Origin of the sequence: Mesorhizobium loti, from assembly GCA_014189435.1 — a bacterium.
In the GTDB taxonomy this organism is placed as follows: Bacteria; Pseudomonadota; Alphaproteobacteria; order Rhizobiales; family Rhizobiaceae; genus Mesorhizobium; species Mesorhizobium loti_G.
This window is the reverse complement of sequence record CP050293.1, coordinates 5,484,195-5,509,437: the sequence shown is the minus strand read 5'-3', so window position 1 is coordinate 5,509,437 and position 25,243 is coordinate 5,484,195. Positions and strand designations below refer to the sequence as shown.

Sequence of the window (25,243 nt, the reverse complement as noted above, 5' to 3'; positions counted from 1 at the left end):
CGCGCCTAGACCGGAATGTCGGCGATGGCCGCCTTGGCCATGGCGAGTTGCGCCGGCGCGACGGAAAGATCGCGCAGGCCGGCCTCGAGCAGTGACGGGATCGAGGCTGGATCGCCGCCGGCATCGCCGCACAGGCTGACCGGGATTTTTTCCTGCTGCCCAAACGCGGTCACGGCAGCGATCAGCCGCAGCACGGCCGGATGACGGACCGAATTGAGATGAGCCACCGCAGCGTTGTCGCGCGCCGCCGCCATGACATATTGGGTGAGGTCATTGGAGCCGATCGAGAAGAAGGCGGCGTCCGCAAAGGCTTCCGGCACGATCGCCACCGATGGCACCTCGACCATGATGCCAAGTGGCGGCATTCTATGCGCGATGCCGCGCGCGGCGAGCGTTGTCTGCTCCTCGGCGAACATCGCCGCTGCCTGCCTGTATTCCTCTACAACGGCGATCATCGGAAACATCACTTTCAGACTGCCGTGGACGGCGGCGCGCAGCAGTGCCCGGATCTGTACACGAAACACCTCCGGTCTTGCCAGCGACAGCCTGATGCCGCGCAGGCCGAGGAACGGATTGGTCTCCTCGACGGTGAAGCCGGGCACCGGCTTGTCGCCGCCGGCATCGACGGTGCGGATCGTCACCGGTTTGTCGCCGGCCCAGTCCAGCACCTTGCGATAGGCGCGATACTGCGTCTCTTCGTCGGGCAATGTCTTGCCGAACAGGAATTCGGTGCGCATCAACCCGACACCGTCGCAGGTCGCGATGTCGATGCCGTCGACATCGGACGGATCGGCGATGTTGACCTGCACACGCACCGGCGTGCCGGCCTTGGTGACCGCCGGCCGCGCCAGGAACGTCCCGGCCAGGTCGCGGCGCGCCGAGAATGATGACGAGGATTGGCGAAAGGCGTCGATTTCGGCCTTGGAGGGTGACAGCACGATGCCGCCATGTTCGGCGTCGAGCAGAGCGATGCCGGCAAGATGAGCCGGCGAAGCACCGAGCCCGACTACCATGGGGACGCCGCGCGAGCGCGCCAGCATGGCGACGTGGCTCGCCGTACTGCCCGCCTTCAGCGCGATACCGCCGCCGCTGCTCCAGTCGGTTTCGAGGAAGCGCGTCGGCGCGATGTCCTCGCCATAGAGGATGGCGCCGGCCGGTGCCTGGAAGTCGCCATCCTCGGACAGAGCCCGCAGCACCTGGTCCCTGATATCGCGTATGTCGGCGGCACGTGCGCGAAAGTAATCCTGGTCGGAAGCATCGTAGCCGGCGATTTCGGCGTCGAGCGCCTGCCGCCACGCTCTGTCGGCCGGCAGGCCGGTGCGGATCGCGGCAAAGGCCGGGCTGCTCAGCGCATCATCCCCCAGCATGGCGATCTGGAACTCGAGAATGTCGGCGGCATCACCTACGGCCATCTCAATCATTACGCCGAGGCGGCCCGCCGCGACGGCGATTGCGGTTTCGAGCGCGGCCTTCTCGTCGTCGGCTGTTTCTTTGCCGACATAGGATGCGGCAATCCGGTCGAGGTCGAACAGCGGCCCCTCAGCATAACCGGCCGAGGCCGAAATGCCTTGCAACCTAAGCGGTTCGGACATGGTCCGCGCCTTCGTCGAAATCGCGCCGCACCAGTTCGACCAGCGCGTCGACGGCATCGTTGGCGCCGTCGCCGCTGGCCCTGATGTGCAGCACGGTGCCCTTCGGCGCCTTGGCCGCCATCACCTTGACGATGCTCTTGGCGTCGAACCACGGCCCGTTGGCGGCCAGTGCGATTTCCACCTCGGCCACAAAAGTCTTGGCCAGCTTGGTGAACTTCACCGAAGGACGCGCGTGCAGGCCCACCTCGTGGGTGATCACAACGGTCGCTTCGGCGGATGCGGACATGTCTTTCAAAATTCCCGTTCGTTCACGACGGCGACAATTCGTGTGCCGTCGCCACCACTTCCCGGAGCGAGGCACCGCCGGAGGCCTCGGTCGCCGCCATCACCGCGCCTTCGACGATCGGTGCGTTGCAGACGATGATCTTGTGCGACCGTGGCTCGCCGATCATCTCCACCGCCATTTCCGAGTTGGTCTCGGCGCCGCCGAGATCGACCAGAATGGCGACACCGGCTTCCGACCAGGCCTTGTCGATGGCGCCCATGATCGCCTCGACATTGGTGCCAAGCCCGCCATGGCCGTTTCCGCCGCACCATGCAAGCGGCACTTCGTCGCCCACCATCTGCCGCACCATGTCGGCCGTCCCCTCGGCAACCAGCGGCGAATGCGAAACGATGACGATGCCGACATTGCTCATGGCTGCCCTTCCAGCGTTTCGACGATCGTGCGCACCAGAAGCGCGGTCGAACGTGCGCCGGCATCCATGTGGCCGATCGAACGATCGCCGAGGAACGACGCGCGGCCGCGCAGAGCTTTCATCGGCACGGTCGCCTCGGCCGCCGCGTCGGCGATATCGGCGATTTCCGGCGCCGTCTTTCCCTCAGTCAGCGCGTCATGCACCGGCTGCAGCACGTCGAGCATGGTTTTTTGTCCAACCTGCGACTTGCCGCGCGCAGCCACTGCTTCGATTGCCTTGCCGAAAGCTGCCGTCAGATTGGCGCGATCGGGCTCCGCCGAAATCTCCTTGCCGAGCGCCATGAACAAGGTGCCGAACAGCGGACCGGAGGCGCCGCCCACCGTCATCACCAGCTTGGTGCCGATCGACTTCAGGGCTTCGGGGAGCGGCTTGGCCGAAAACGCCTCGGCGTCGGCCCGCACGGCCGCGAAGCCGCGCTTCATGTTCAGCCCGTGGTCGCCATCGCCGATCGCCTGGTCGAGCGCCGTCAACTCTTCGGCGTGAGCGGCGATCGCATCCGCGACGGCTGTAATCAGCCTGGCAAGGTTCAACGCCGCCATATCGGCCAAATTCCCGGTTTCCACCCCGCCGGCAGTATCGAAAGAACGCTCATTCGACAACTGGAGCATGAATCAGGCCGCTTCATGCAGTGCGGCGACGGCCGCGAAGGCCTCGGCCACTGCATAGGCGCCGGGGTCGACCACGCCTTGCAATTTGCTGCCGACATAGGCGGACCGTCCGGCTTTCGCCTTCTCCATGGCAGCGGTGGCCTCGGCACCATGGTGAGCCGCCGCCGCCGCTTCCTCCAGGCCGCTGGCGTCGAGCGCTTTGAGGGCCGGCTCCAGGGCATCGACCATGGTGCGGTCACCCATCCTTGCGCCGCCATAGAAAGTCATCCGCTCAAGGCCGGCAAGCAGCGCCTTGGCCAGGTTCGCGCCGCTGTCCAGAGCTTGTGCCGCCGCGGTGAAGAAGATCGACAGCAGCACGCCGCTGGAGCCGCCCATCGACGCGCTCAGAATGTCGCCTATCGCGCTCAGGGTCGCTGCGGGTTCGGCAAGCGGCAGCGTATCAAGCCGCTCGAGAATACTGCGCGCGCCGGTCGCCACTGTCGAGCCGGTGTCGCCGTCACCAGCCTTGGCGTCCAGTCCGTTCAAAGTGGTTTCCAGCGCGATCAGCCTTTCGCAGACGGCGACGACAAGACGCCTGGCGCGCGCATCCTGACTGGGCTTGCGTGCCGCGCTCTGTCCGGCCGCTTTCGCCATCGGCACGATAGCCGGCGGCACAACCGGCTTTGCTGGCATCCAGGCATGCGGGCCGACCAGCGCCAGCAGGGCGGCTTCACGTGCTGCGTCGAGCCGGATCAGCGACAGCGAGAAGCCGTTCATGTTGAGCGCGGTCATCAGCGGGCCGGGGCCGATCGTCAGCTTGATGGTTTTGGCCAGCGGCGAGGCAAGCACCGCGTTGGCTACGAGCGACATTTCGAGCGGCGGAACCGAACCGAGATTGTTGATCAGCAAGGCGTAGGTGGCCTTGGGGTCAAGCCGTGCCGCGAGGCGCTCCGCCATGATCGCGACCAGCCTGTCGGCGCTTTGCACCGCAATCCGCTCGACGCCCGGCTCGCCATGGATGCCGAGGCCGAGCTCGCCGTCGTTTTCGCCAAACCTGTCTTCGTGCGGCTGGCCTGGGATCGAGCAGGACGACAGCGACATGCCGAGCGAAACGATATCCTTCGCCGCAGCGCGGGCGGCTGCCGCAACGGACGCAAGATCGTGGCCGGCTTCCGACAGGTGGCCAGCGATCTTGTGCACGAACAAGGTGCCGGCAACGCCGCGCGGCTGGTTGATATCAGGCAAAGCGATGTCGTCGGCGACGATCACCATCTCGACACGAAACCCTTCGGCGCGCGCCTTCTCGGCCGCCAGGCCGAAATTGAGACGGTCGCCGGTGTAGTTCTTGACGATCAGCAGGCAGCCGGTCGGACCGGTGACCGCGCGAATAGCCGCCAGCACGGCTTCGACGCTCGGCGAGGCAAAGATCTCACCTGAAACCGCCGCCGTCAGCATGCCCTTGCCGACGAAGCCGGCATGCGATGGCTCGTGCCCCGCACCGCCGCCGGAGACGACGCCGACTTTCGTCTTGTCCCAGTCGGCGCGCAGGATGACCTTGATCTCGGGATAGCCGTCGAGACGCGCGAGATCACCTGACCCGATGGTCCGCAACAGGCCGTCCAGCGCCTCGGTGACGATCGTTTCCCTGCGATTGAAAAAGTGCTTCATCGAATTCGTCCCGTACTCGCAATCGTCAATCAGAAGCCGGCGTTGACCCTTGAGTGGGAACACCGAGAACCGTTCACATCAGTCTTTGTCCGTCAGCGCCGAAATACAGCGGCGACCGGTAGCGGATCACCACCCTGTCGCCCTGCGCCAGATCCGTGTCGGGATCGGTCAGCGTCACCAACTTCTTCGGACCAACCGTCACATGCAGGTGGTTCTGGTCGCCGAGATGCTCGACCCAGTCGACGACGCCGTCGGCATGGCCATTGGTTGCCTTGCCGATCGACAGATGTTCGGTGCGCGCACCGATCGTCTTGGTTCCCACCGGCGCGCCGCTATCGGGCAGCAGCCCGGTCGGCAGAAGATTGATCGCCGGCTGGCCGAGCCTCGCCGCGACATGAAGGTTTGCCGGCTCGGAATAGATGGTGCGCGGTGAACCGATCTGCACCAGCATGCCGTCGGCGAAGATGCCGATGCGGTCAGCCATGGTCATCGCCTCGATCTGGTCGTGGGTGACGTAAAGCATGGTTGCGCCGAGTTCGGTCTGGATGCGCTTCAGCTCGAGCCGCAAATCCGCCCGCAGCTTGGCGTCGAGCGACGACAGCGGCTCGTCCATCAGATAGATCGAAGGCTTGCGCACCAGCGCGCGGCCGATGGCGACGCGCTGCATTTCACCGCCCGAAAGCTTGGTCGAGCGGTTGGCGAGCTTGTGATGGATGCGCACCATCCTGGCCACCTCCTCGACCCGGCGGCGGATCTGGTCTTCCGGCATTTTCCGTGCTGGCGAGCGCAGTGGGAAGGCGAGATTGTCGAACACCGACAGATGCGGATAGAGCGAATATTGCTGGAACACGAAGGCGGTGTCGCGCTCGGCCGGCGATAGGGTCGTGGCATTGTGGCCGCCAATTTCGATTGTGCCGGAATCCGGCCGTTCCAACCCGGCGATCAGGCGTAGCGTCGTCGTCTTGCCGGCCCCGGTCGGCCCGAGCAACACGACGAATTCACCATCTGATATATGCAGGTCGAGACCGTCGACGGCGACATGGTCGCCAAAACTCTTGGTCACGTTCTTGATGTGCACCTCAGCCATGCTGGGCCCTCCGCTCAGAGGCGACATCGTGGATCGCGGTTCTCACCGCGCGGCCGGATCCTTTCTCGAACAGCGATAGGCGCGCACTGCTCAGCGCCAGGCCGACATGGTCGCCGGTGGAGAGGCGGATTTCGGCCGGCACGCGTGCCTTGATGATGCCGTCCGCCGTCTCCACCGCGACGATCTGCGTGGTGCCGAGATATTCGGTGCCGTAGATGGCGCCGCGCAGCTTGGAGGCATCGTCGAAGCGGATGTGTTCCGGGCGGATGCCGAGTGCCATGTCGCTAGGCGCGATATCCTCGCGCACCTCCGGCACCGCGACCTTCGCGCCTTGCACGACGATCTCCTTCGTGCCCTTGGCGAGCCCGCCGCCAAATCCCAAAAAGTTCATCGGTGGCGAGCCGATGAAATCGGCGACGAACATGGTCGCCGGGCGGTCGTAGATTTCGCGTGGTGTGCCGAACTGTTCGATGACACCATGGTTCATCACCGCGATCTTGTCGGCCATCGACATCGCTTCCATCTGGTCGTGCGTGACATAGACCGTCGTGGCGTGGATGCGGTTGTGCAGCTCGCGCAATTCATGGACCATCAGATCGCGGAATTCGGTGTCGAGAGTCCCCAGCGGCTCGTCCATCAGGAAGCATTTTGGCCGCCGTACGATGGCGCGGCCGAGCGCAACGCGCTGGCGGTCGCCGCCGGCAAGTCCGGAGACGGATTTGTTGAGCAGATGGTCGATGCGCAGCAGCTTCGCCGTTTCTTCGACCCGCGTGCGGATTTCGGCCGAAGGCATGCCTTGCGCCAAGAGCGGGAAGCCGATGTTCTTGCGCACATTCATGTGCGGATAGAGCGCGAACAGCTGGAAGACGAAGGCGATGTCGCGTTCGCGTGCCCGCAGCATGGTGACATCGTCGCCGCCAAGCAGGATCTGGCCGCCGGTCGGGAGCTCGAGCCCGGCGATCATGCGCAAGGTCGTCGTCTTGCCGCAGCCGGATGGTCCGAGCATGACGAAGAATTCGCCATCCTCGACGACGAAGTTGGAATCCTGCACGGCGACGAAATCGCCGAAGGCCTTTCTCAGGTGCTGGACGCGGATCTCGGCCATGATTATTCCGGGAACTTGGAGACGACGATGAACATCACGGTGCCGGCGAGCATGGTGATGAAGGAGTAGGTGTAGAGCGACAGCGCGAAGGGCTGGAACAGCATCAGGAAGCCGATGGCGATCAGCGCCGTCGCGATGTTTTCCATCAGCCCGCGCCTCGCCCAGACTGGCCAAGATGACTTTTTGGTGATGGCTGGGCGCGTCATGCGGAACTCCCTTCCTTCTCCCCGTTCAAGGGGAGAGATGGTTGCCAGGTGGTTCCCCCACTCCGTCGCTGCTTCGCAGCGCCACCTCTCCCCCTCCGGAGGGAGAGGAAGGGAGTCTGGCTGAATGAAGTTCGCGCCCTTCCTCTACCCCGTCGATCGGGGAGAGGTGTCGAGCGAAGCTCGACGGAGTGGGGGTCGACCTGGCGCGGCGCAATGCACCTGCTTGCCATGCACGCTATCGCCAAACGCTAAGCGTTCGCAAATGTGTCGATACCGTAGCCGTGAACGAAGGGGAGGGACACGATGGCACCCTCGGCTTCTTATTCCCATACTAATCATTTGCGCACCGCGCCGAAGGTGATGCCGCGCAGCAATTGCTTGCGAAGCAGGATGGTGAAGACCAGGATCGGCACCAGGAAGATCGTCGTGCCGGCTGCCACCGCGGGCCAGTCCTGGCCGCCTTCGCCGATGATGGTCGGGATGAAGGGCGGCGCGGTCTGCGCCGTGCCGGAGGTCAGGAGCGCGGCGAAGGCATACTCGTTCCAGGCGAAGATCAGGCAGAAGATGGCGGTCGCGGCGATGCCGGTGGTCGCCTGCGGCAGCACGGTGCGCCAGAAGGCTTGCAGCCGCGTATAGCCGTCGATCATCGCCGCTTCCTCATATTCGCGCGGGATCTCGTCGATGAAGCCTTTCAGCAGCCACACAGCCAGCGACACGTTGACTGCCGTGTAGAGCAGGATCATGCCGAGCGCGGTGTCCGACAGGCCAAGCTCGCGGTACATCAGGTAGATCGGAATGGCGACGGCGATAGGCGGCATGAAGCGCGTCGACAGGATGAAGAACAGGAGGTCGTCGGCGAGCGGCACCTTGAAGCGCGAGAAGCCATAGGCCGACAGCGTGCCGAGGAACACGGCGCAGAAGGTCGAACCGAAGGCGATGATCAGCGAGTTGACGAAGCGCGGCAGGAAGTTGGACGGGCCGGCGATCACCATGTTGCGCTTGCGCGTGGTCTCGTCGCAGAAGCCCGTCGCCGGTCCAAGCGAGTTGATGTATTCCGGCGTCTGCCGCGTCCGCGTCGTGAACAGATTGCAGTAGCCTTCGAGGCTCGGCTGGAACAGGATCTTGGGCGGATAGGCGATCGAGTCCGGCGGCGTCTTGAAGCTGGTGGCGAAGATCCATAGCAACGGCACGATCGAGATCAGCGCATAGGCGATGATGATCGCGCCGGCGATGCGCTTCGAGTTGGTGCTCGGTGCGACGACCGAATGGGCTGTGGTCAGGCTCATCTCTGCTTCACCTTGTTGAGCGCCTTGACGTAGATGTTGGCGAGGCCGAACACCGCAACGAACAGGATTATGGCGAAGGCCGAGGAGTAGCCGGTGCGCCAGCTCTCGAAAGCCTGCCGCTTCAACGTGATCGAGGCGACCTCGGTGGTCGAGCCCGGCCCGCCGCCGGTCAACAGGTTGACCATGTCGAACATCTTGAAGTTCTCGATGCCGCGAAACAGCACCGCCAGCATGATGAAGGGCAGCGCCATCGGCAGTGTGATCGACCAGAACTGCCGCCAGTTGGAGGCGCGGTCGACCTCGGCCGCCTCATAGATGTATTCGGGGATGGAGCGCAGGCCCGCCAGGCAGATCAGCATCACGTAGGGCGTCCACATCCATGTATCGACGATGATGATCGACCATGGCGCCAGCGAGACGTTGGAGAGCATCTGGATATCGGTCGGCGGAATCCTCGTCACGAAGGAAATCGCATAGGCGAACAGGCCGATCTGCGGTTCGTAGAGGAAGCGCCAGAAATTGCCGACCACCGCCGGCGACAGCATCATCGGCACCAGGATCAGCGTCGTCCAGAAGGCATGGCCACGGAACTTCCGGTCGATCAGCCAGGCCAGCGTGAAGCCGATCAGCGTCTGCAACAGGATGGTCCAGAACACGAAATGCGCCGTCGTCTGCATGGCGATCCAGATATCCTTGTCGCCGAGGATACGCTGGTAGTTGGCAAGCCCGAGATTCTTCACCACTTCGTTCGGGCGGTTGGCGCGGTAGTTGGTGAACGACAGATAGATCGCCCAGAACAGCGGGAAGATGTTGATGGCCAGCAGCAACAGGATCGTCGGCGAGATGAACAGCCAGGCGAGGCCCTTGTCGCTGATGCCCCGGACTTTGCGGGCCAACGGTTCCGGGGTCGCCCGGGCAACGTTCTCCGCGGTCCGATTGAGCATGGTGAGTCCTGCTTCGGTCACTTGGTCGTCTCTGTCATGGAATTTATCTGAACTGCGTCCCGTGCCAAGGGTGGCACGGGACGCTTGGGCCTAGCTCGGGAGGAGCCGGTTACATCTTTGCCCCGGTTACATTTTGCCGTCGTCCTGGAAGACCTGCGTCCAGTCCTTGACCAGGCCGTCGAGCGCGTCCTTGGCCGAACCCTGGCCGGCGACGACATAGTCGTGGAAGCGCTTCTGCGAGGCCTGCAGCAGTGGGGCGTAGCTCGGCTCGGCCCAGAAGTCCTTCACGATGGCCATCGAGTCGAGGAAGGTCTGCGCGTAGGGCTGGCTAGCCGGGAACTTCGGATCCTTGACCACCGCGTTGAGGCAGGAATAGCCGCCGAGCGACCACCACTTGGCCTGCACGTCCTTGTTGGCGAACCACTTGATGTATTTCAGCGCCGATTCCTGCTTGTCGGAATAGGACACCACCGAGATACCCTGGCCGCCGAGCTGGGCGAACTGCTCGCCGTCCGGACCCTTCGGGTTGACGAAGTAACCGATCTTGTCGCCGCCGACATTCTCGTCCTTCTGCAGGCCCGGCCACGTGAAGGCGAAGTTCATGTGCATCGCCACCTGGCCGGATTTGAAGGCATCGACGCCTTCGCCCATGTAGCTGTTCGAAGCGCCCGGAGGCGTGCAGCAATCATAGAGCGCCTTGTAGAATTCCAGCCCCTTCACCGACTTGTCGGAATTGACGAAGCCTTCCATTTCGTAGGGCTTCTTGGGGTTCTCGTACTGGAAGCCGTAGCTGTAGAGCACGTCCATGGCGCCCATGGTGATGCCCTCAGAGCCGCGCTCCGTGTAGATCGAGGCGCCGTAGACGGTCTTGCCGTCGATTTCGCGCTTCTGGAAGAACTCCGCGACCTGCTTCAGCTGGTCGAAGGTGGCCGGCGGGCCGAGATCCCAGCCGTATTTCTCCTTGAATTCCTTCTGCAGCTCCGGCTTGGAGAACCAGTCCTTGCGATATGTCCAGCCGACGACGTCGCCCATGGCCGGCAGCGCCCAGTAGTTCGGCGTGTTCTTCGGCCATTCCGAATAGCCGACGACGGTTGCCGGCACGAAGTCGTCCATGCTGATCTTCTCCTTGTCGAAGAAGTCGTTCAGCTTGACGTAGTGGCCGTTCTCGGCCGCGCCGCCGATCCACTGGCTGTCGCCGATGATCAGGTCGCACAGCTTGCCGTGCGAATTGAGCTCGTTGAGGAAACGGTCGGCATAGTTGGTCCATGGCACGAATTCGAATTTCATGCCGATGCCGGTTTCCTTGGTAAAATCCTTGGACAGTTCGACAAGCGCGTTTGCCGGGTCCCAGGCGGCCCAGCACAGCGTCAGGTCTTCAGCGTGCGCGACGTTCGAGACGGCTGTCGACGCGGTAATCGCCGAGGTCAGTCCCAACGCCAGTTTCAAGCTCGATTTCATGCCTTCCTCCCATTTGCGAAACGCGCCCGGATGACGGTTTCAAGAGCCTTCAACCCCTCTCCTCAGGGGCCTAAACATGGCAGCGCTACAGCACCGCAGATGTTTAGTAATTTGTTTAGTGATGCAATTTTTACTAAACAACGCAAGCGAATTCGTTGCTGCGCCGCAGCATGCTTGCGTCGGTGTCTGAAAACGCTGGGAAAAGTGTGGATCGCTGGTCGGGCCCACGGATTGCCGAAGCTGCGCGGCTCGTTGCGGCCTGGCCTGAAGACAGTGGCGGCTCTCAGTCGATCCGTCTGGTGCTCACCATGACCTTGCGGATTGGCGGCGCCGGCGGCAGCAGTTCGCGGATGTCGGCGAAGGGGAACGACGGTTCGAAGCGAAACGCTTCGGCCAGCGAACCTTGCGCGCCATTGCACTGACCTGAACGAAAAAGGTTCTGCGTTCGCGCGCCGTCGACGAAGCGCTCGGGGTCCTGCGACTGATGCATGCGGATCGCTTTCGCCTTGATGTCGGCATGGGCGGAAATATCGACATAGTGCGTCGGCGAAAAACCGGTGCCGCCGAGCGTGTCGGCATGCAGCATCGGAACCGCGAACGACGCGGCGATGCGCACGCCGTCCGACAGCGCGCGGTGGTCGCCGTGATAGTCGTTGGGCGCATGCGTGATCGCCAGATCTGGTCCGGTTTCGCGTATCAGCTCTTTCAGCGCCCCGATCAGCGCTGCATCGGCCACCAGTTCGCCGTCGGGAAAGTCGAGGAAGCGCAGCGTCGCCCCGAGCAGCGCGGCCGCGGCCGTTGCTTCCTCGCGACGGACATGGGCGAGAGCGACGGGATCACTCTTGCCGCCCTTGGCGCCATCCGTGGCTATGGCAAAAGTGAGTTCTGCGCCTTGCACGGCATAGGCGGCCATCGTACCGAACATGAAGATCTCGATGTCGTCCGGATGCGCACCGAGCGCCAGGATTTTCAAACCACTCTCTCCCCGGAAATGGAACAACGTGACGAACGGAATCCTGCTCGCCCTGATCGCCTATGCAAGCTATTCGGGCAGTGATGCCGTTGTCAAAAGTCTGGGCGGACAATTCACGGTCTTCGAGATCGGCTTCTTCACGACCTTGTTTGCCGGCTGTTTTCTCTTTTTCACGCGGCCAGCGGACGAGCGCTGGCGTGATTTCTGGCGCACCAGGCGGCCCTGGGCCGTGCAGGCGCGCGCCTGGGCGGGTATCGCGTCCGGCGTGCTCAGCGTCTACGCCTTCACCACCATTCCGCTGGCCGAGTCCTATGCGCTGATCTTCCTGGCGCCGCTCTGCGTCACCATCCTCTCCACGGTGATCCTCAAGGAGAAGGTCGGCCCCTGGCGCTGGCTGGCGGTGGTTGCCGGTTTTGCCGGTGTCATGCTGGTGGTGCGGCCGGGCTTTCGCGAACTCAATCTCGGCCACCTTGCCGCGTTCGGGGTTGCCTTCCTCGCCGCCACCAGCGTCATCCTGATGCGCTCGCTGGCGCAGCAGGAAAAGCGCACGACCATGCTGGGCGTGCTGGTCGGCTACGGCCTGTTGTTCAACGGCATCGGCGCCGCCGCCACCGCATTCACCGTTCCCAGCGGCACACAGTTGCTGTGGCTGGTGATGGCCGGTGCCTTCACCGCAGGCGGACAATTCCTGCAGCTGCTGGTCATGAAATATGCACCCGCCAACCGGGTCGCACCGACACATTATTCGCAGATCGTCTGGGCGGTGATCCTCGGCGCTCTGTTCTTCCAGGAATACCCCGACTGGCTGGCATTGGTTGGCCTCGCCGTCGTTGGCGGTGCCGGCCTGCTGACCATGGTGCGCGAGGAGGTGCGGCTGGGCACCGTGCGCTGGAATCCGTTTTCCCGGAACCGGCTTTGAGTGGGTCCAGCCCGATAAGTTGCACGGCCCCCGCGACCGCTGCTATGCGGACGGGGCGGACCTGCCGCGGTTGGACGAACGCATTCCTGGACCGATGACGACAAAACCCCTGCCGGAGCTTCCGGTATCCGCTGTGCTGCCGGCGCTGAACGAAGCGCTCGGCCATGGCAACAGCGCCGTGCTGGTGGCGCCGCCCGGCGCCGGCAAGACGACGCTGGTGCCGCTGGCGCTGCTCGATGCGTCCTGGCTGGGGGCCGGCAAGATCGTTCTGCTCGAACCGCGCCGGCTCGCCGCCCGCGCCGCCGCCCGCCGCATGGCGCAATTGCTTGATGAGGAGCCCGGCGCCACCGTCGGCTACGCCATGCGCATGGAAAACCGCATTTCGGCAAAGACCAGGATATTGGTCGTCACCGAAGGCGTTCTGGCGCGCATGATCCTCGACGATCCCGAATTGCCTGGGATCTCGGCTGTCATTTTCGACGAATTCCACGAGCGTTCGCTCGATGGCGATTTCGGTCTCGCTCTGGCGCTCGACGTGCAAGGCGCGCTGCGGCCGGATCTGCGTGTGCTGGTGATGTCGGCGACGCTCGACGGTGCGCGTGTCGCCAAACTGCTGTCGGGTGCGCCGGTGATCGAGAGCGAGGGCCGCGCCTTTCCTGTCGACATCCGCTATGACGAGCGCCCCGCCGGCACCACCATCGAGGACGCCATGGCCAAGGCGATTCGCGCAGCTCTGGCCGACGAGAGCGGCAGTGTGCTTGCCTTCCTGCCCGGCCAGCGCGAGATCGAGCGCACCGCCGAACGGCTGGCCGGCAGGATCGGTGCCGACACCGACATCGTGCCGCTCTACGGCATGCTCGACGGCAAGGCGCAGGATGCCGCGATCAAGCCGCCGCCGGCCGGCCGCCGCAAGGTGGTGCTGGCCACCTCAATCGCCGAAACCTCGATCACCATCGACGGCGTGCGCGTCGTCATCGATTCCGGCCTGTCGCGGCTGCCGCGCTACGAGCCGGCCAGTGGCCTCACCCGGCTGGAAACCGTGCGCGTCAGCAAGGCTTCCGCCGACCAGCGCGCCGGCCGTGCCGGGCGCACGCAAGCTGGCATCGCCATCCGGTTGTGGCGGGCCGAGCAGACGGCTGCACTCCCCGCCTTCACGCCGCCGGAGATCCTCGAGGCCGACCTGTCAGGCCTGCTGCTAGACTGCGCCGCCTTTGGCGTTGCCGATCCGACAGGGCTCGCCTTTCTCGATCCGCCGCCCGCTCCGGCGCTCAATGAGGCAAGGGCGCTGCTACGCGCGCTGGATGCCATCGACGAGGCAGGGCGCCTGACGGATGCCGGTGCTGCGATGCGCAAGCTCGCTCTGCCGGTGCGGTTGGCGCATATGGTCGCCGAGGCAGCGAAGAGCGGCCATGCTTTCGCGGCAGCGATACTTGCTGTGCTGCTCACCGAGCGCGGTCTTGGTGGCGACGGCGCCGATCTGGAGCGGCGGCTGATGCGCTTTCGCGGGGAAAGATCGCCGCGCGCTACCGCCGCGAAACAGCTCGCCGAACGGCTGGCGAGACAGGCCTCTTCACCCTCCCCCTTGTGGGGGTCCGAAGGACGGGCGAGACCCGTGGCTCGCCCCGGCACGTCGATCCGCGAAGCGGAGCGGGGTGGGGGTAGGCCGAGCTCGGCACCCCCACCCCGTCTCCCGCGCCTTGCTGCGCAAGACGCGCTCGCCGACCCTCCCCACAAGGGGGAGGGTGGCGCCGGACCCCTGCTCGTCCACGCCTGGCCGGATCGGGTGGCCAAGGCGCGCGGCGAGCGCGGCCGCTTCGTGCTGGCCAATGGCTCCGGCGCCATGCTCGACGCCGCCGACGCGCTGGCGGGCGAGCCGTTTCTGGTCGTCGCCGACCTGCAGGGCAAGGCGCAGAATGCGCGCATCACGGCGGCAACAGCCATCAGCGAGGACGATGTCCGCGCTGTACTGGCGGCCAGGATCGAGACGCGCCGTGAAACCAGTTTTGATCGCGACAAGCGCGCCGTGCGTGTGCGCGAAACAGTGCGCCTCGGCGCCATCACCCTTGCCGAGCGTATGCTGCCGCCGCCAACCGGTGCTGACGCCGATCGCGCCATAGCAGATGCGGTGCGCGAGCATGGACTGTCGCTGCTGACCTGGAGCAAGGAGGCGCAAACGCTGCGCCAGCGGCTTGGCTGGCTGCATCGCGGCCTTGGCGCGCCGTGGCCCGATATGACGGATGCCGCCCTCATCGAGCGCCTCGACGACTGGCTTCTGCCTTACCTCGCCGGCGCGGCATCGTTTGCCGCCATCGATGCGGGCGTTGTCTCGGCCGGACTGGCCACACTCGTACCGCATGATCTGCAGCGCAGGATCGATACGCTGGCGCCAACCCATTTCGATGCCCCGTCGGGCAGCCATGTGCCGATCCGCTATGACGGCGAATGGCCGGTGCTGGCGGTTCGCGTGCAGGAGCTGTTCGGCCTCGACCGCCACCCCGCCATCGCCAATGGCAGCGTGCCTTTGACGCTCGAACTCCTGTCGCCGGCGCACCGGCCGATCCAGACGACACGCGACCTGCCCGGCTTCTGGCGCGGCTCCTGGGCCGATGTGCGCGCCGACATGCGCGGCCGCTATCCCAAGCATGTCTGGCCGGAAAACCCGCTGCTCGCCACTGCCACCGCCCGCGCAAAACCCAGAGGTACCTAGCGCTTCCCGTCTCGCGGCTGTAATTCATGGCCATGATCAACGTTTTGCGTTCGCCCGATTTCCAGCAGAGCCAGAGACTGCGCCTCAACACGCTGATCCGGCTGCGCTGGCTTGCCATTGTCGGTCAGAGCCTGGCGGTGCTCGTCGTCGCCTATGGCCTGAAGTTTCCGCTGCCGGTCAGCCTGTGCTTCGCCCTGATCGCCTGTTCGGCCTGGATGAACCTGTTCCTCGCCTTCCGGTTTCCGGCGGCGCATCGGCTCACGCCGATCGCGGCCTTTGGCATCCTCATCTTCGACAGCCTGCAGCTTGCCGGCTTGCTCTACATGACCGGCGGCCTCACCAACCCGTTCTCGCTGCTGATGACCGTGCCTGTCGTCATTTCGGCGACATCGCTGCCCCTGCGCCTGACCGCCATCCTCGGCGGGCTGGTGATGTCGGCGGCGACCTTGCTGGTCTTTGTCCATCTGCCGCTGCCCTGGTATGAGGGCGCGCCGCTGGCGATGCCCTTCATCTATGTCGCCGGCATATGGATGGCGGTGCTGTCCTCGATCGCCTTCACCGCCATATACGCCTTCCGGGTGGCTGCCGAAGCCCGGCTTCTGGCCAATGCGCTTGCCGCCACCGAGCTGGTGCTGCAGCGCGAGCAGCACCTTTCGGCGCTCGATGGGCTAGCCGCGGCGGCCGCGCACGAGCTCGGTACGCCGCTTGCCACCATTGCGCTTGTCGCCAAGGAGATGGAAAAGGCGCTCGGCAAGGATCCGAAATACGGGGAAGACGTGAAGCTGTTGCGCTCGCAAAGCGAGCGCTGCCGCGAGATCCTCAAGCGGCTGACCAGCCTGTCCTCCGAGGGCGAGGCGCATCTTTCGCGGCTGCCATTGACCTCGCTTGTCGAGGAGGTCACCGCGCCGCACCGCGATTTCGGCATCTCGATCAAGCTTCGGCCCGGCGAACGCATCGGGCCGGAGCCGGTCGGTCGCCGCAACCCGGGCGTCATCTACGGCCTCGGCAATCTGGTCGAGAATGCCGTCGATTTCGCCCGCAAGAGCGTCACCGTGCGCTGGAGCTGGGATGACGCCGCTGTGACCTTCTCGATCATCGATGACGGGCCCGGCTTTCCGGCCGAGATCATCGACCGTATCGGCGAACCCTATATGTCGACGCGTCAGGGCAATGAAGCCGGCGGCGGCCTGGGGCTCGGCCTGTTCATTGCCAAGACCCTGCTCGAACGCTCGGGCGCGACGCTCGATTTTCGCAATTCGAGCGGTCTGGGCGAGGGCGCCGTGGTACAGATATCGTGGCCGCGTGGTGTGTTCCTCAATCCGGAAATCACTTCGGCCAGCATGTTCGACACCGCCTGAGAGCCTTGAAGCAGCTCTAAAAATTGGACAATGAGGCTCAGGAACTATATCTGCGTAAAATTAAGGCAGCAGGAATTTTGAGACTATGACAGGCGACGAAAATATTGGCGCAATGGTTGAAGGCGAGGACACCTCGCTGCTTATCGTCGATGACGACAAGCCGTTCCTCACGCGCCTGGCCCGCGCCATGGAAACCAGGGGCTTCGTGGTCGAGACGGCCGAGAGCGTCGAGGAGGCGGTTGCCAAGGCGCGCGCCAATCCGCCCGCCTATGCCGTGGTGGACATGCGGCTCGGCGACGGCAACGGCCTCGACGTGGTCGCGGCCATCCGCGAAAAGCGTCAGGATTCCCGCACCATCATCCTGACCGGCTACGGCAACATCGCCACCGCGGTGACGGCGGTGAAGCTCGGTGCTGTCGATTATCTCTCCAAGCCCGCCGACGCCGATGACATCTTCGCCGCACTCACCCGCACCGCCGGCGAGCGCGCGGCGCCGCCGGAAAACCCGATGTCGGCCGACCGCGTCCGCTGGGAGCATATCCAGCGCGTCTATGAAATGTGCGAGCGCAATGTCTCCGAGACGGCGCGCCGGCTCAACATGCATCGCCGCACCTTGCAGCGGATCCTGGCCAAGCGCGCGCCGCGCTAGATCGCAGGACACGCAGGGCAATCGCCTCGGGCCGATTTTCCAATTCGTGGTGGAGGCCATCAATTATCGAAGTCAGCGCCGCCCCTCATCGCCCTGCCGGGCACTTCTCCCCGTATAGTGACGGGGAGAAGGGGGCTGGCCGCCATGTCGGCGCCCTTCTTGCGACGTTGGTGATTGGCGAAATCGGTGATGACAGCGTCCCTCTCCCCGTCACTATACGGGGAGAGGATGCCGGCAGGCAGGTGAGGGGCAGCGCAAACGCCTGTAAAAAGGGTAATGCAGCAAAGTCGAAATTAGCTGCTTAACGGAGGCGACATGCAGGACTTGAAACAGCGGCCGGTTTCCGTCTTCCGCGAATTCCTCGATGGCGAAGCGGCTGGCGGCATTATCCTGATGGTAGCCGCCGCCCTGGCGCTGATCGTTGCCAATTCGCCGCTCGCCGAAACCTACTTTTCCGCGCTCCATGCCTATCTCGGCCCGCTCAGCGTCTCGCACTGGGTCAATGACGGGCTGATGGCTGTGTTCTTCCTGCTCGTTGGGCTGGAGATCAAGCGCGAGGTGCTGGACGGCCAGCTCTCGACCTGGCCGCGACGCGTCCTGCCCGGCATTGCCGCCGCCGGCGGCATGCTGGTGCCCGCGCTCGTCTATGTCGCGATCAACCGCAACAATACGGCGGCACTGTCCGGCTGGGCGATCCCGACCGCCACCGACATCGCCTTCGCGCTCGGCGTGCTGTCGCTGCTCGGCAGTCGCGTGCCGGCCTCGCTGAAGGTCTTCCTCACCGCGCTTGCCATCATCGACGATCTCGGCGCCGTCATCATCATCGCCATCTTCTACACCAGCGGCCTGTCGCTCGCTTATCTGGGTGCTGCCTTTGCCGTCATTGCCGTGCTCGTCGTGCTCAACCGCATGCGGGTGATGACGCTGGTTCCCTATCTCGTGCTCGGCGTGATCCTGTGGGTTCTGGTGCTGAAATCCGGGGTCCATGCCACCCTTGCCGGCGTTGCGCTGGCGCTGACCATTCCGCTCGAACGCTCCGCCGGGATCGCCCACGACCTCGACCATTCGCCGCTGCACCGGCTCGAGCACGGCCTGCACAAGATAGTGCCCTTTGTCGTCATCCCGATCTTCGGCTTTGCCAATGCCGGCGTTTCGCTCGCCGGCCTGAGCTTTGGCGCGCTGATCGAGCCGTTGACGCTGGGTGTCGCCGCCGGCCTGGTTATCGGCAAGCTGGTCGGCGTGTTCGGCTCCTCGGCACTTGCCATCCGGTTCGGTCTTGCCGACCTGCCGGCCAATGCCGGCTGGTCGCACATGATCGGCATCTCGCTGCTGTGCGGCATCGGCTTCACCATGAGCCTGTTCATCGGCCTGCTCGCCTTCGCCAGTGACGTGGCGTTGCAGGACGCGGTCAAGGTCGGCATCCTCGCCGGCTCCTTCATCGCCGCCATCCTCGGTGCTGCCGTGCTGTTGATGGCGCCGGCGGTTGGTGGGTTGGAAGAGAGCGAAGAGTAGGGCGAAAACCTACTCGCTCTCACCCTCCAGCGCCGGCACCGACACGCCGGCAAGTTCCGCCGCCAGCAGCCGAGAGGCTCCGGCCCGTGCGATCCGCAGCATCAGCGCCTTGCGCGTTGCCGCCGCCATGCGGTGCTCGGGCGCATCGCGCAGGATCTCGGCGCCGTAGCCGTCGGAGAGGATGAAACCGCACTCCTCGGGAAAGATCTCGGAGGGTACGCCGGGATGGGTGGCGAAGAAGAAGCGGTCGGAGTGCAGCCGGTAGTCCGGCCATTTGCGGTCGACCCGAAAATCCTCGATCGAGGATTTGATCTCGATGATCCAGATGTCGCCCTGCCGGGTCAGCGCCACGAGGTCGGCGCGGCGGCCGGTGGCCAGCGACAGTTCGGGCAGCACATGCGCGCCCATGTCCATCAGCAGTCGCTGCACGCCGCGCCGCACCAGCATGGCGCGTTCGGACTGGCGACCGTCGATGAGAGGGTTGATCGGGATAGGGGAGATGATCGGCATGACAGGCACCATGCCAGACTTTGTTCACGGTTTGAACCCGTCTTATGCGGGGGATTGCCCATTTGACAAACCAAATCATTCAATGCGATTCTTTCGCCCGACAGGCCGGCGCCGGCTGGAGTAACAGCCGATCCTTTTTGCCGCATTCCCGGCACAAGGTTGAAGAGTCAGACTACCCCTCTAGCTTAGAGGGGTAGTCATGGGTCGCGTCGAGTTCTTCACCATACGGCTACTTCGGCGTTTGCCGATCTCGGTCGCTTTTGACGCGCATCTCAGCCGGTGCGCTTTTGCGTCCTCGCTGTTCGACGAGAATTTGACTCTTGGCAAACTGCTTGGCTGGACTGCTCTGGAGAGCAGCATAGGCCAGACGGACGCGGGTAACGAGGCTATTGAAGCCGCCATGCTTGCCGGCTGGATTGCCGAGAACAGGGACGGCGGTATAGTCGGTGAAGTTATCAGCGTCGAGCACAAAGGCGAGACGATCCACTAGTTCCTGCGCGGTTTCGCCGGTGATGATGACATAGCCGATGTGCCGCTTGTCGTGCATCACCGGCTTGGATACAGGACCGACTGCGCGCGCCAGAGCTTTTAGTTCCCGGTCGCACAATTCGGCTTCGAATTTTAGAAATACCTGGAGCAAAAGAACGTTCTTGTAGGCCATGGGGAGGATGCCTTCTCGAATCGGGGGAGGATTTCGACTCTCCGCAGATTCCGCAGCGTCAACAAGCCCTTAAGCGCCGGCTAATGCCCCATCCCTGTGGGTTGCGAGGATAAATCCCAGCAATCTCAGTCTGAAGGCCTCTTCCGCACCTGTTTGGCGAGGGCCTTTATCTCTTCGTCCGTCAACTTCTGCGCCTTGGCGACTTTTGCGACGGCATCGTCATAGTCCTCGTCCGTCACATCCTCTAGGGCGCGAGCAGCTTCAAGGAACTTGTCGATCTGAGATTTATCCTTAGCCATGGGTCGACTCTTTACGGGTTTCCGGGAGTCAGATATGAATGTCGCCGCCGGCGAGTTTTCTCGCCAGCGGACAACCGAGCCTTAGATGCTATGCAGAGCCTTGGCCCTCATACATCTATTATCTTGGTTGACCACATGGGCCTCTCCTTTCCTTTGCGCCTGTCCGGGCTGGGTTAAAAGGGGGTGTCATCGTCGCCGCGGCGAAGGCCTCTTGCCGAATTCAACAAATCGGCAATGCTTTCCTGAAGCGACTTCTGGGTGGAGCCGGAGGGAATCGAACCCTCGGGAGAGCCGGTTGGTAAGGCCTGCTCCCGACCAGTTTCCGGCCCCGTTTCGTCAAAAGGCTCTGACGTTGGCGCGTCAGAGCCTTTTGTGAAATCTGGTACTTGCGTCCTAATCCATTTGTCTCCGTCCTTGTCCGCCAAGCCGTCTGCGCGAAGGCGTGACAGGATGGATGAGACAGAGGTATTGCTTGTGTCCCGTCCTGCCGCCGAGATGGCGTTAGCGATCTCCAGCGGCGTCTTGCCTTCGATCCCGTCTAGTTGCTCTAGGATCAAATCCTTGAGCGTAGGAGCATCTGGACGAAGGGACGGCGCCGGGGCGCCAGTAAGCAGCGCGATGGCTTCGTCAAGAGACCGCAAGTTGCCCTTGGCCTCCTTGAGGTCGGACTGCAACTGTTCAATGCGATCCGCGAGGGTGCCGCGTTCCGCGATGAGAATCGAGACTGCATGGGATGGACGGGTCATCCGCGAGAACTAACGCGATTCCCAGACAAACGCAAACACTGTCTGGAGACAGACACGGTTTCCCTAGGTTGTCTGTTTGCCACTCAGAAACACATGCAGATATCTTTATTTCCGCCTGCGCTTCGGCTTGAACGGAAGACGGCGCTGGACAGGCTTACGGCGGAAGTTATGCCGGGCGTCGCGCAGGACCTCGGAACGTAAGGCGCTTGCCCTTCACGCCAAGGAGAGCCTTCACCGCGCGCACGCCATCATCGACGCCAAGGGCAACGCGGTTGCTGTAGCGGAAGTCAAATTCGGCAAGGTAGCGGTGCAAGTGGTGTTCCGCGCAATGCTGGTAGACGCCTTTCATGCCGCGCTTAAAGATACTGTAGAAGCCTTCCACGGTGTTCGTGTGGATGGTCTTTTCGCCTTCGTAGCGGACGTATTCGTCCTTGGAATGCACAACCGTATCGTGCGATGCGAACTCGCCGCTTAGATAGCGGTAGCCGCCCCACTCGTCGGTCATCATCGCAGTCTCTTTCGCGATGTTGGCGCGAACGATTGGCATGACAGTCTTTACCTTGGCGCTGTCGATGTGGAACGAGCGGGCGATGCCGCCGCGCTCGACCAGCGTAAGGACGGTGTTCTTGTGGGCGCCGCCGCCGCGACGGACTTCCGTGCCGGCTAAACGTCCGATGTAGGTCTCATCGGCCTCGACGGTTTTTCCCGGGCCGCCCATGGGCGAAAGGCTGCCTGATGCCATAGCGAAGCGAACGCGATGGCAAAGAAACCAGGCGGTGTCATACTTGCATTCCAGTATCCGGTGGATCTGATGCGCGCTGATGCCCTTCTTCGATGCGCACATGAGGTGTATCACCTGCAGCCACTTGTGCAGCGGCATGTGGCTTTCCTCGAAAATGGTGCCCATGCGGACGGTGAACTGCGAACGGCATTTTGAGTTCGAGCACTTGTACAGACCGTGGCGCTCGACGCCGTTCGGGTTCTTTTTGGAAGCCTTGGAACGAACGCCCTTCAAAGCATAGTGGCGCTCGTTGGACTTGCACTTGGGGCAGACCGGACCATTCGGCCAAAGAATGCCCTCGACATGTTCGAAAGCCTTGGCTTCGTCATGGAACTCGGGGCGGGACAGAACTGACATCGCGATAACTCCTTGGAATCGTTATCGCATAATCCGTTTGGTTTGTCAAACGGGTAATCGCCCTTATGCGGGCGATTGTATATTTGACAAACCCTCAGGACAGGCCGGCCTGTTTCAGGACGAGCGCTCCACTGACAATTAGACATCGCTAATGTATACTCTGTGGAAATGCGAGGGGGCCGTCATGGGACTGCCACGAAGACGGATCGCGCTGGCGTGCCTTGTCTTATCTGGCAACGCGGATGCCCACGATTGGTACACCGGCAAAAAAGACCCGGTTATGCAATCTGATTGCTGCGGCAACAAAGATTGCCATCCGATAGACCCTCGCGAGGTCAGGGAGACGAAAGACGGCTATTACGTCAGGGTGCCTCGCCCGGCATATATGAATGAGCCCCAAGAGCCGGAGTGGTTTATCCCTAGAGAGCGTACCCAAGCCTCCCCCGATGACCGCTACCATCTCTGTGAGCATTTGATGACGTTCTATCGGACGATCATCCCCCATATGAAGTTCGAGGCCTACCAGAGATACAGATGGAGGTGTTTCTTCGCGCCCAAGGGCACGAGTTCAATCGAGAGGGGCCGCTAGGGGGTCTTCGATGGGCGCTTCCCAGCCATAGAGGAATGGCCGGTGCAGTGGGGGCTCCACCGTGGGGGCAACGGACCACACCGGCCACTACGGGAGCATTCCCCCGCGCTGCTTAATCTATGGGCATATTAGCAATTGCGCAATTGGCCTATCGACGCTGTCCATCCGATTGCACATTCGATATACCCGGATATACCCAAAAGAAGTCAGGTATTGATCCCTTGAAAGATTGAACTTGCGGTGCATACCGTTGTTTCCATGGGAACGAGCGACGCAAAATCGAGCAGCGCCGAAGGCGAACAAATGTGGGCCTTTGACCTTGACGCTCTGCGCAAGGCGTTCAGAAAGTCCGTTCAGGAACACAAGATCACGGCGGCTGATTGGGCGGAACACGCCAAGCAGTTCCTCGAAAAACAAAGAGATCGTCAGCGCAAATCGACTTGATGTGTCGCGCCGATTAACTTCCGTTCCAAGGACCAAAGTCTTTCGCGTCGCCAGCCAAGGTCTGATGTTGTCGATTTGGTTCGGCGAGTGTCCATTGGACGTCCGTTATGCCAGCCAATCTCAAAAATATGCCTAAAAGGATGGCCAGTGCTCAGTTGTGCCAAGGGTTAAGTGGGCCCGGCCATCGCGGGATTAGGCTTTTTGGCGACTGGGATCGTCCCCCCCCGCATTGCCTAAGCTATAGATACATTAGAGATTGATCAATTAAGACTGAAGTCCTTACCCAGCTGTAGAAGGCGGACGGCCTTGAGCGCGTGGAAGCCAGCCTTGTGTGGTGCCGTAACTTCCGCTCCAAAATATGAGACGGCAGGACCAAAGTCTTGCACTCCACACGCAAAGGTCTGGGAGGACTGCAAAAGTTCCACATATGTTTGTTGGACGTTCCTCATTTTAGTCAATCGGCATATATTGGTTGCCGTAACGTAATGACCTATCGCCTTGCCCTGCGCCAGCCCGCGACGCGTGCTTCCGCCTCCGAGCAAAACCGGCGCTCACCATAGTGCGGGCTTATCCTCGTCTCCCAGTAATGCTCCTGGCCGGGGGCATGGTAAATGTGCTCCCCGGTGTTGATGCTGATATTGCCTTTGATGTTGCTCGTGCCGGATGCGCCACTGGACTTGCCGCCCAGCCAACCGGTGGGCAGGATCCGCGACGGCTTCGACGCTGCCTGGACTTGCCGTGGCCAGCGCGGCCAGAGACACCATCACCAGCGCGAACAGGCACTGCAGCGGCCACAAACGCCGCCGCCGCTTCCCGACGCTCTTGCGCCAACGGTCGGCCTGACCGGGTAACGCGCACCTGACAAACCCGGCCCAAATTAATGGGCGCTCGTTTTGGACAGCAGGTTTAGAACCAATACGCCAGCCAGGATCAGGCCCATGCCGACGAAGCCTGCCAGGTCGGGTCTTTGCCCATAGACAATCCAGGCGACCAACGCGACCAGAACAATGCCGCCGCCCGCCCATACTGCATAGGCGACGCCGACCGGTATCCGATCCAGGACTTGGGATAGAAAGAAAAATGCCGCTGCGTAACCGAGCAGCACCAATATCGACGGGCCAAGCCGGGTGAAGCCCTCTGAGGCTTTCATAGCGCTCGTTGCGACGACCTCACCGATAATGGCCAAAGCAAGAATGGCATAAGCGGAAATGAGAGAAACCTCCTTTGATGGGAGGCATCCAATGATCAGAACTCTACAGCGACGTCACGTTCACTTTCCCGTGATGGGCGCTGGCCAGCTGCAGGTGGTGCATGGCCGCTTTCATTAAATTAGCTATAGCGAATATAAAGTGGTATTTTGGGAGGCAGCCGGAGCTCCCCCATCACACCCCGCTCCGGTCAGGCCCGGTAGCGGTCCACCCAAAGGAAAGGCTACCGGGCCGCTCCCTTCCAGTCGAGTCCCGTGTGCCGTTTGCAACCAACCCATGGCCCGCTCGTTGATCCCATGCTGGGTTGATCCCCTGGCACTCCAGAATTGCCCGCTACCCGAGGGTGGCGGGCCTTTTCTGGTTGGAATTCTTGCCAACAACAACAACTAAGGCCCCGGCAGATGTCGAGGCTCTCACGTTGCCGGCTGTCGTCAGAAGCGGATCCAGAAAGATCTGCGGAAACACCTGCGGCGCCAGTAACCGTGGCGCCAGTAGCGACGGCAAACCCGTCTCCAATGGCGACGGCGGCCGCGGTGGTGCCACCTGCGATGCCGCACGAACTCGATGCCGCCTTGGCCATCAGGGCCATCCTGGTCAAGGATGGCGTCGGACGGTTTGTCGAGTTCATCGAGAATGCCGGGTCCCGTATTCGGGATGCCGGCCAATGCAGTGGCAGGACGCGCGATGGCGACCACGGTCGCAGCCCCTGCCAGCCCAAGCATTCCAGTCAGAAACAATCGCCGATCCATGCCAAACCTCCATCGTTGATCATCGCGACAAGGAAGACATAGAGCGGCAGATTGACGCGCCTAGATGCCGAAGAAAATTGTGTCAATCGA

The 25,243-nt window shown here is 62.9% G+C and carries 25 protein-coding genes; 7 read left to right on the top strand and 18 right to left on the bottom strand.

Features of this window, described 5'->3' with window-relative positions; genetic code table 11:
- Positions 1 to 5: 5 nt before the first annotated feature.
- The 12 genes from ptsP to HB777_26305 all read right to left on the bottom strand — a co-directional run bounded on the left by ptsP (position 6) and on the right by HB777_26305 (position 11,664).
- Positions 6 to 1,592, bottom strand: a complete 1,587-nt coding sequence (ptsP, locus tag HB777_26360) for a phosphoenolpyruvate--protein phosphotransferase (GenBank protein ID QND67102.1) — start codon at positions 1,590 to 1,592, stop codon at positions 6 to 8.
- Positions 1,576 to 1,878 carry an HPr family phosphocarrier protein gene (locus tag HB777_26355; protein ID QND67101.1) on the bottom strand — a complete coding sequence of 101 codons (303 nt, stop codon included), beginning with the start codon at positions 1,876 to 1,878 and terminating at the stop codon, positions 1,576 to 1,578. Before HB777_26355 ends, ptsP begins: the two co-directional genes overlap by 17 nt.
- 22 nt (positions 1,879 to 1,900) lie before the next feature.
- Positions 1,901 to 2,290: a PTS-dependent dihydroxyacetone kinase phosphotransferase subunit DhaM gene (locus HB777_26350; protein ID QND67100.1), complete on the bottom strand. Its 390-nt coding sequence runs from the start codon at positions 2,288 to 2,290 to the stop codon at positions 1,901 to 1,903.
- Positions 2,287 to 2,889, bottom strand: coding sequence for a dihydroxyacetone kinase subunit L (dhaL, locus tag HB777_26345; GenBank protein ID QND67099.1), 603 nt, complete (start codon positions 2,887 to 2,889; stop codon positions 2,287 to 2,289). The genes HB777_26350 and dhaL overlap by 4 nt, the downstream gene beginning before the upstream one ends.
- Positions 2,890 to 2,961: 72 nt before the next feature.
- Positions 2,962 to 4,605 (bottom strand): DAK2 domain-containing protein, encoded by a 1,644-nt coding sequence (locus HB777_26340; protein QND67098.1) that lies wholly within the window; start codon positions 4,603 to 4,605, stop codon positions 2,962 to 2,964.
- A gap of 73 nt (positions 4,606 to 4,678) precedes the next feature.
- A complete protein-coding gene (locus HB777_26335) occupies positions 4,679 to 5,692 on the bottom strand; it encodes an ABC transporter ATP-binding protein (GenBank protein ID QND67097.1) in 1,014 nt (337 codons plus the stop codon).
- Positions 5,685 to 6,797: an ABC transporter ATP-binding protein gene (locus HB777_26330; protein QND67096.1), complete on the bottom strand. Its 1,113-nt coding sequence runs from the start codon at positions 6,795 to 6,797 to the stop codon at positions 5,685 to 5,687. The genes HB777_26335 and HB777_26330 overlap by 8 nt, the downstream gene beginning before the upstream one ends.
- A gap of 2 nt (positions 6,798 to 6,799) precedes the next feature.
- Positions 6,800 to 7,003, bottom strand: coding sequence for a hypothetical protein (locus HB777_26325; GenBank protein ID QND67095.1), 204 nt, complete (start codon positions 7,001 to 7,003; stop codon positions 6,800 to 6,802).
- Between the two features lie 335 nt (positions 7,004 to 7,338).
- Positions 7,339 to 8,289: a carbohydrate ABC transporter permease gene (locus HB777_26320; protein QND67094.1), complete on the bottom strand. Its 951-nt coding sequence runs from the start codon at positions 8,287 to 8,289 to the stop codon at positions 7,339 to 7,341.
- On the bottom strand, positions 8,286 to 9,233 hold the full coding sequence (locus HB777_26315; protein ID QND67093.1) for a sugar ABC transporter permease: 948 nt from the start codon (positions 9,231 to 9,233) through the stop codon (positions 8,286 to 8,288). The genes HB777_26320 and HB777_26315 overlap by 4 nt, the downstream gene beginning before the upstream one ends.
- A gap of 126 nt (positions 9,234 to 9,359) precedes the next feature.
- Positions 9,360 to 10,691: a carbohydrate ABC transporter substrate-binding protein gene (locus tag HB777_26310; GenBank protein QND67092.1), complete on the bottom strand. Its 1,332-nt coding sequence runs from the start codon at positions 10,689 to 10,691 to the stop codon at positions 9,360 to 9,362.
- A gap of 283 nt (positions 10,692 to 10,974) precedes the next feature.
- Positions 10,975 to 11,664: a PIG-L family deacetylase gene (locus HB777_26305; protein QND67091.1), complete on the bottom strand. Its 690-nt coding sequence runs from the start codon at positions 11,662 to 11,664 to the stop codon at positions 10,975 to 10,977.
- Positions 11,665 to 11,692: 28 nt separating this feature from the next.
- Between HB777_26305 and HB777_26300 the strand changes: the two genes are divergently transcribed.
- From HB777_26300 to nhaA, 5 genes are all read left to right on the top strand, one after another.
- Positions 11,693 to 12,583 carry a DMT family transporter gene (locus HB777_26300; protein ID QND67090.1) on the top strand — a complete coding sequence of 297 codons (891 nt, stop codon included), beginning with the start codon at positions 11,693 to 11,695 and terminating at the stop codon, positions 12,581 to 12,583.
- A 94-nt stretch (positions 12,584 to 12,677) separates the two neighbouring features.
- Positions 12,678 to 15,290 carry an ATP-dependent helicase HrpB gene (gene hrpB, locus HB777_26295; protein QND67089.1) on the top strand — a complete coding sequence of 871 codons (2,613 nt, stop codon included), beginning with the start codon at positions 12,678 to 12,680 and terminating at the stop codon, positions 15,288 to 15,290.
- A 26-nt stretch (positions 15,291 to 15,316) separates the two neighbouring features.
- Positions 15,317 to 16,648, top strand: coding sequence for an ActS/PrrB/RegB family redox-sensitive histidine kinase (locus tag HB777_26290; GenBank protein QND67088.1), 1,332 nt, complete (start codon positions 15,317 to 15,319; stop codon positions 16,646 to 16,648).
- A 112-nt stretch (positions 16,649 to 16,760) separates the two neighbouring features.
- Positions 16,761 to 17,297, top strand: coding sequence for an ActR/PrrA/RegA family redox response regulator transcription factor (locus HB777_26285; protein QND68908.1), 537 nt, complete (start codon positions 16,761 to 16,763; stop codon positions 17,295 to 17,297).
- A gap of 315 nt (positions 17,298 to 17,612) precedes the next feature.
- Positions 17,613 to 18,809 carry a Na+/H+ antiporter NhaA gene (gene nhaA / locus HB777_26280; GenBank protein QND67087.1) on the top strand — a complete coding sequence of 399 codons (1,197 nt, stop codon included), beginning with the start codon at positions 17,613 to 17,615 and terminating at the stop codon, positions 18,807 to 18,809.
- A 9-nt stretch (positions 18,810 to 18,818) separates the two neighbouring features.
- Here the strand turns inward: nhaA and HB777_26275 are convergent, their stop codons facing one another.
- The 5 genes from HB777_26275 to HB777_26255 form a co-directional block, all read right to left on the bottom strand.
- The gene (locus HB777_26275; protein ID QND67086.1) at positions 18,819 to 19,319 is read right to left on the bottom strand and encodes an MmcB family DNA repair protein; all 501 of its coding nucleotides are present in this window, start codon (positions 19,317 to 19,319) and stop codon (positions 18,819 to 18,821) included.
- A 229-nt stretch (positions 19,320 to 19,548) separates the two neighbouring features.
- Positions 19,549 to 19,980 (bottom strand): hypothetical protein, encoded by a 432-nt coding sequence (locus tag HB777_26270; protein ID QND67085.1) that lies wholly within the window; start codon positions 19,978 to 19,980, stop codon positions 19,549 to 19,551.
- Positions 19,981 to 20,105: 125 nt separating this feature from the next.
- Entirely contained in the window at positions 20,106 to 20,279 is a 174-nt protein-coding gene (locus HB777_26265; GenBank protein QND67084.1) for a hypothetical protein, read from the bottom strand.
- Positions 20,280 to 20,452: 173 nt separating this feature from the next.
- The gene (locus HB777_26260; protein QND67083.1) at positions 20,453 to 21,025 is read right to left on the bottom strand and encodes a hypothetical protein; all 573 of its coding nucleotides are present in this window, start codon (positions 21,023 to 21,025) and stop codon (positions 20,453 to 20,455) included.
- 166 nt (positions 21,026 to 21,191) lie between these two features.
- Complete coding sequence (locus HB777_26255) at positions 21,192 to 22,163, bottom strand: IS1595 family transposase (protein QND67082.1); 972 nt, start codon at positions 22,161 to 22,163, stop codon at positions 21,192 to 21,194.
- Positions 22,164 to 22,992: 829 nt separating this feature from the next.
- On the opposite strand from HB777_26255, the gene HB777_26250 reads away from it, so the two are divergent.
- Positions 22,993 to 23,196 (top strand): hypothetical protein, encoded by a 204-nt coding sequence (locus HB777_26250; GenBank protein ID QND67081.1) that lies wholly within the window; start codon positions 22,993 to 22,995, stop codon positions 23,194 to 23,196.
- A gap of 877 nt (positions 23,197 to 24,073) precedes the next feature.
- Here the strand turns inward: HB777_26250 and HB777_26245 are convergent.
- A complete protein-coding gene (locus HB777_26245; GenBank protein ID QND68907.1) occupies positions 24,074 to 24,406 on the bottom strand; it encodes a QacE family quaternary ammonium compound efflux SMR transporter in 333 nt (110 codons plus the stop codon).
- A gap of 513 nt (positions 24,407 to 24,919) precedes the next feature.
- On the opposite strand from HB777_26245, the gene HB777_26240 reads away from it, so the two are divergent.
- Positions 24,920 to 25,195, top strand: coding sequence for a hypothetical protein (locus HB777_26240; GenBank protein QND67080.1), 276 nt, complete (start codon positions 24,920 to 24,922; stop codon positions 25,193 to 25,195).
- Positions 25,196 to 25,243 lie beyond the last annotated feature (48 nt).

Excerpts from the sequence above, each read along its gene's own strand:
- ptsP (QND67102.1), bottom strand. The coding sequence starts at position 1,592 with ATGTCCGAACCGCTTAGGTTGCAAGGCATTTCGGCCTCGGCCGGTTAT.
- HB777_26355 (QND67101.1), bottom strand. The coding sequence starts at position 1,878 with ATGTCCGCATCCGCCGAAGCGACCGTTGTGATCACCCACGAGGTGGGC.
- HB777_26350 (QND67100.1), bottom strand. The coding sequence starts at position 2,290 with ATGAGCAATGTCGGCATCGTCATCGTTTCGCATTCGCCGCTGGTTGCC.
- dhaL (QND67099.1), bottom strand. The coding sequence starts at position 2,889 with ATGGCGGCGTTGAACCTTGCCAGGCTGATTACAGCCGTCGCGGATGCG.
- HB777_26340 (QND67098.1), bottom strand. The coding sequence starts at position 4,605 with ATGAAGCACTTTTTCAATCGCAGGGAAACGATCGTCACCGAGGCGCTG.
- HB777_26335 (QND67097.1), bottom strand. The coding sequence starts at position 5,692 with ATGGCTGAGGTGCACATCAAGAACGTGACCAAGAGTTTTGGCGACCAT.
- HB777_26330 (QND67096.1), bottom strand. The coding sequence starts at position 6,797 with ATGGCCGAGATCCGCGTCCAGCACCTGAGAAAGGCCTTCGGCGATTTC.
- HB777_26325 (QND67095.1), bottom strand. The coding sequence starts at position 7,003 with ATGACGCGCCCAGCCATCACCAAAAAGTCATCTTGGCCAGTCTGGGCG.
- HB777_26320 (QND67094.1), bottom strand. The coding sequence starts at position 8,289 with ATGAGCCTGACCACAGCCCATTCGGTCGTCGCACCGAGCACCAACTCG.
- HB777_26315 (QND67093.1), bottom strand. The coding sequence starts at position 9,233 with ATGCTCAATCGGACCGCGGAGAACGTTGCCCGGGCGACCCCGGAACCG.
- HB777_26310 (QND67092.1), bottom strand. The coding sequence starts at position 10,691 with ATGAAATCGAGCTTGAAACTGGCGTTGGGACTGACCTCGGCGATTACC.
- hrpB (QND67089.1), top strand. The coding sequence starts at position 12,678 with ATGACGACAAAACCCCTGCCGGAGCTTCCGGTATCCGCTGTGCTGCCG.
- HB777_26290 (QND67088.1), top strand. The coding sequence starts at position 15,317 with ATGGCCATGATCAACGTTTTGCGTTCGCCCGATTTCCAGCAGAGCCAG.
- HB777_26285 (QND68908.1), top strand. The coding sequence starts at position 16,761 with ATGGTTGAAGGCGAGGACACCTCGCTGCTTATCGTCGATGACGACAAG.
- nhaA (QND67087.1), top strand. The coding sequence starts at position 17,613 with ATGCAGGACTTGAAACAGCGGCCGGTTTCCGTCTTCCGCGAATTCCTC.
- HB777_26275 (QND67086.1), bottom strand. The coding sequence starts at position 19,319 with ATGCCGATCATCTCCCCTATCCCGATCAACCCTCTCATCGACGGTCGC.
- HB777_26270 (QND67085.1), bottom strand. The coding sequence starts at position 19,980 with ATGGCCTACAAGAACGTTCTTTTGCTCCAGGTATTTCTAAAATTCGAA.
- HB777_26265 (QND67084.1), bottom strand. The coding sequence starts at position 20,279 with ATGGCTAAGGATAAATCTCAGATCGACAAGTTCCTTGAAGCTGCTCGC.
- HB777_26260 (QND67083.1), bottom strand. The coding sequence starts at position 21,025 with ATGACCCGTCCATCCCATGCAGTCTCGATTCTCATCGCGGAACGCGGC.
- HB777_26255 (QND67082.1), bottom strand. The coding sequence starts at position 22,163 with ATGTCAGTTCTGTCCCGCCCCGAGTTCCATGACGAAGCCAAGGCTTTC.
- HB777_26240 (QND67080.1), top strand. The coding sequence starts at position 24,920 with ATGGCGACGGCGGCCGCGGTGGTGCCACCTGCGATGCCGCACGAACTC.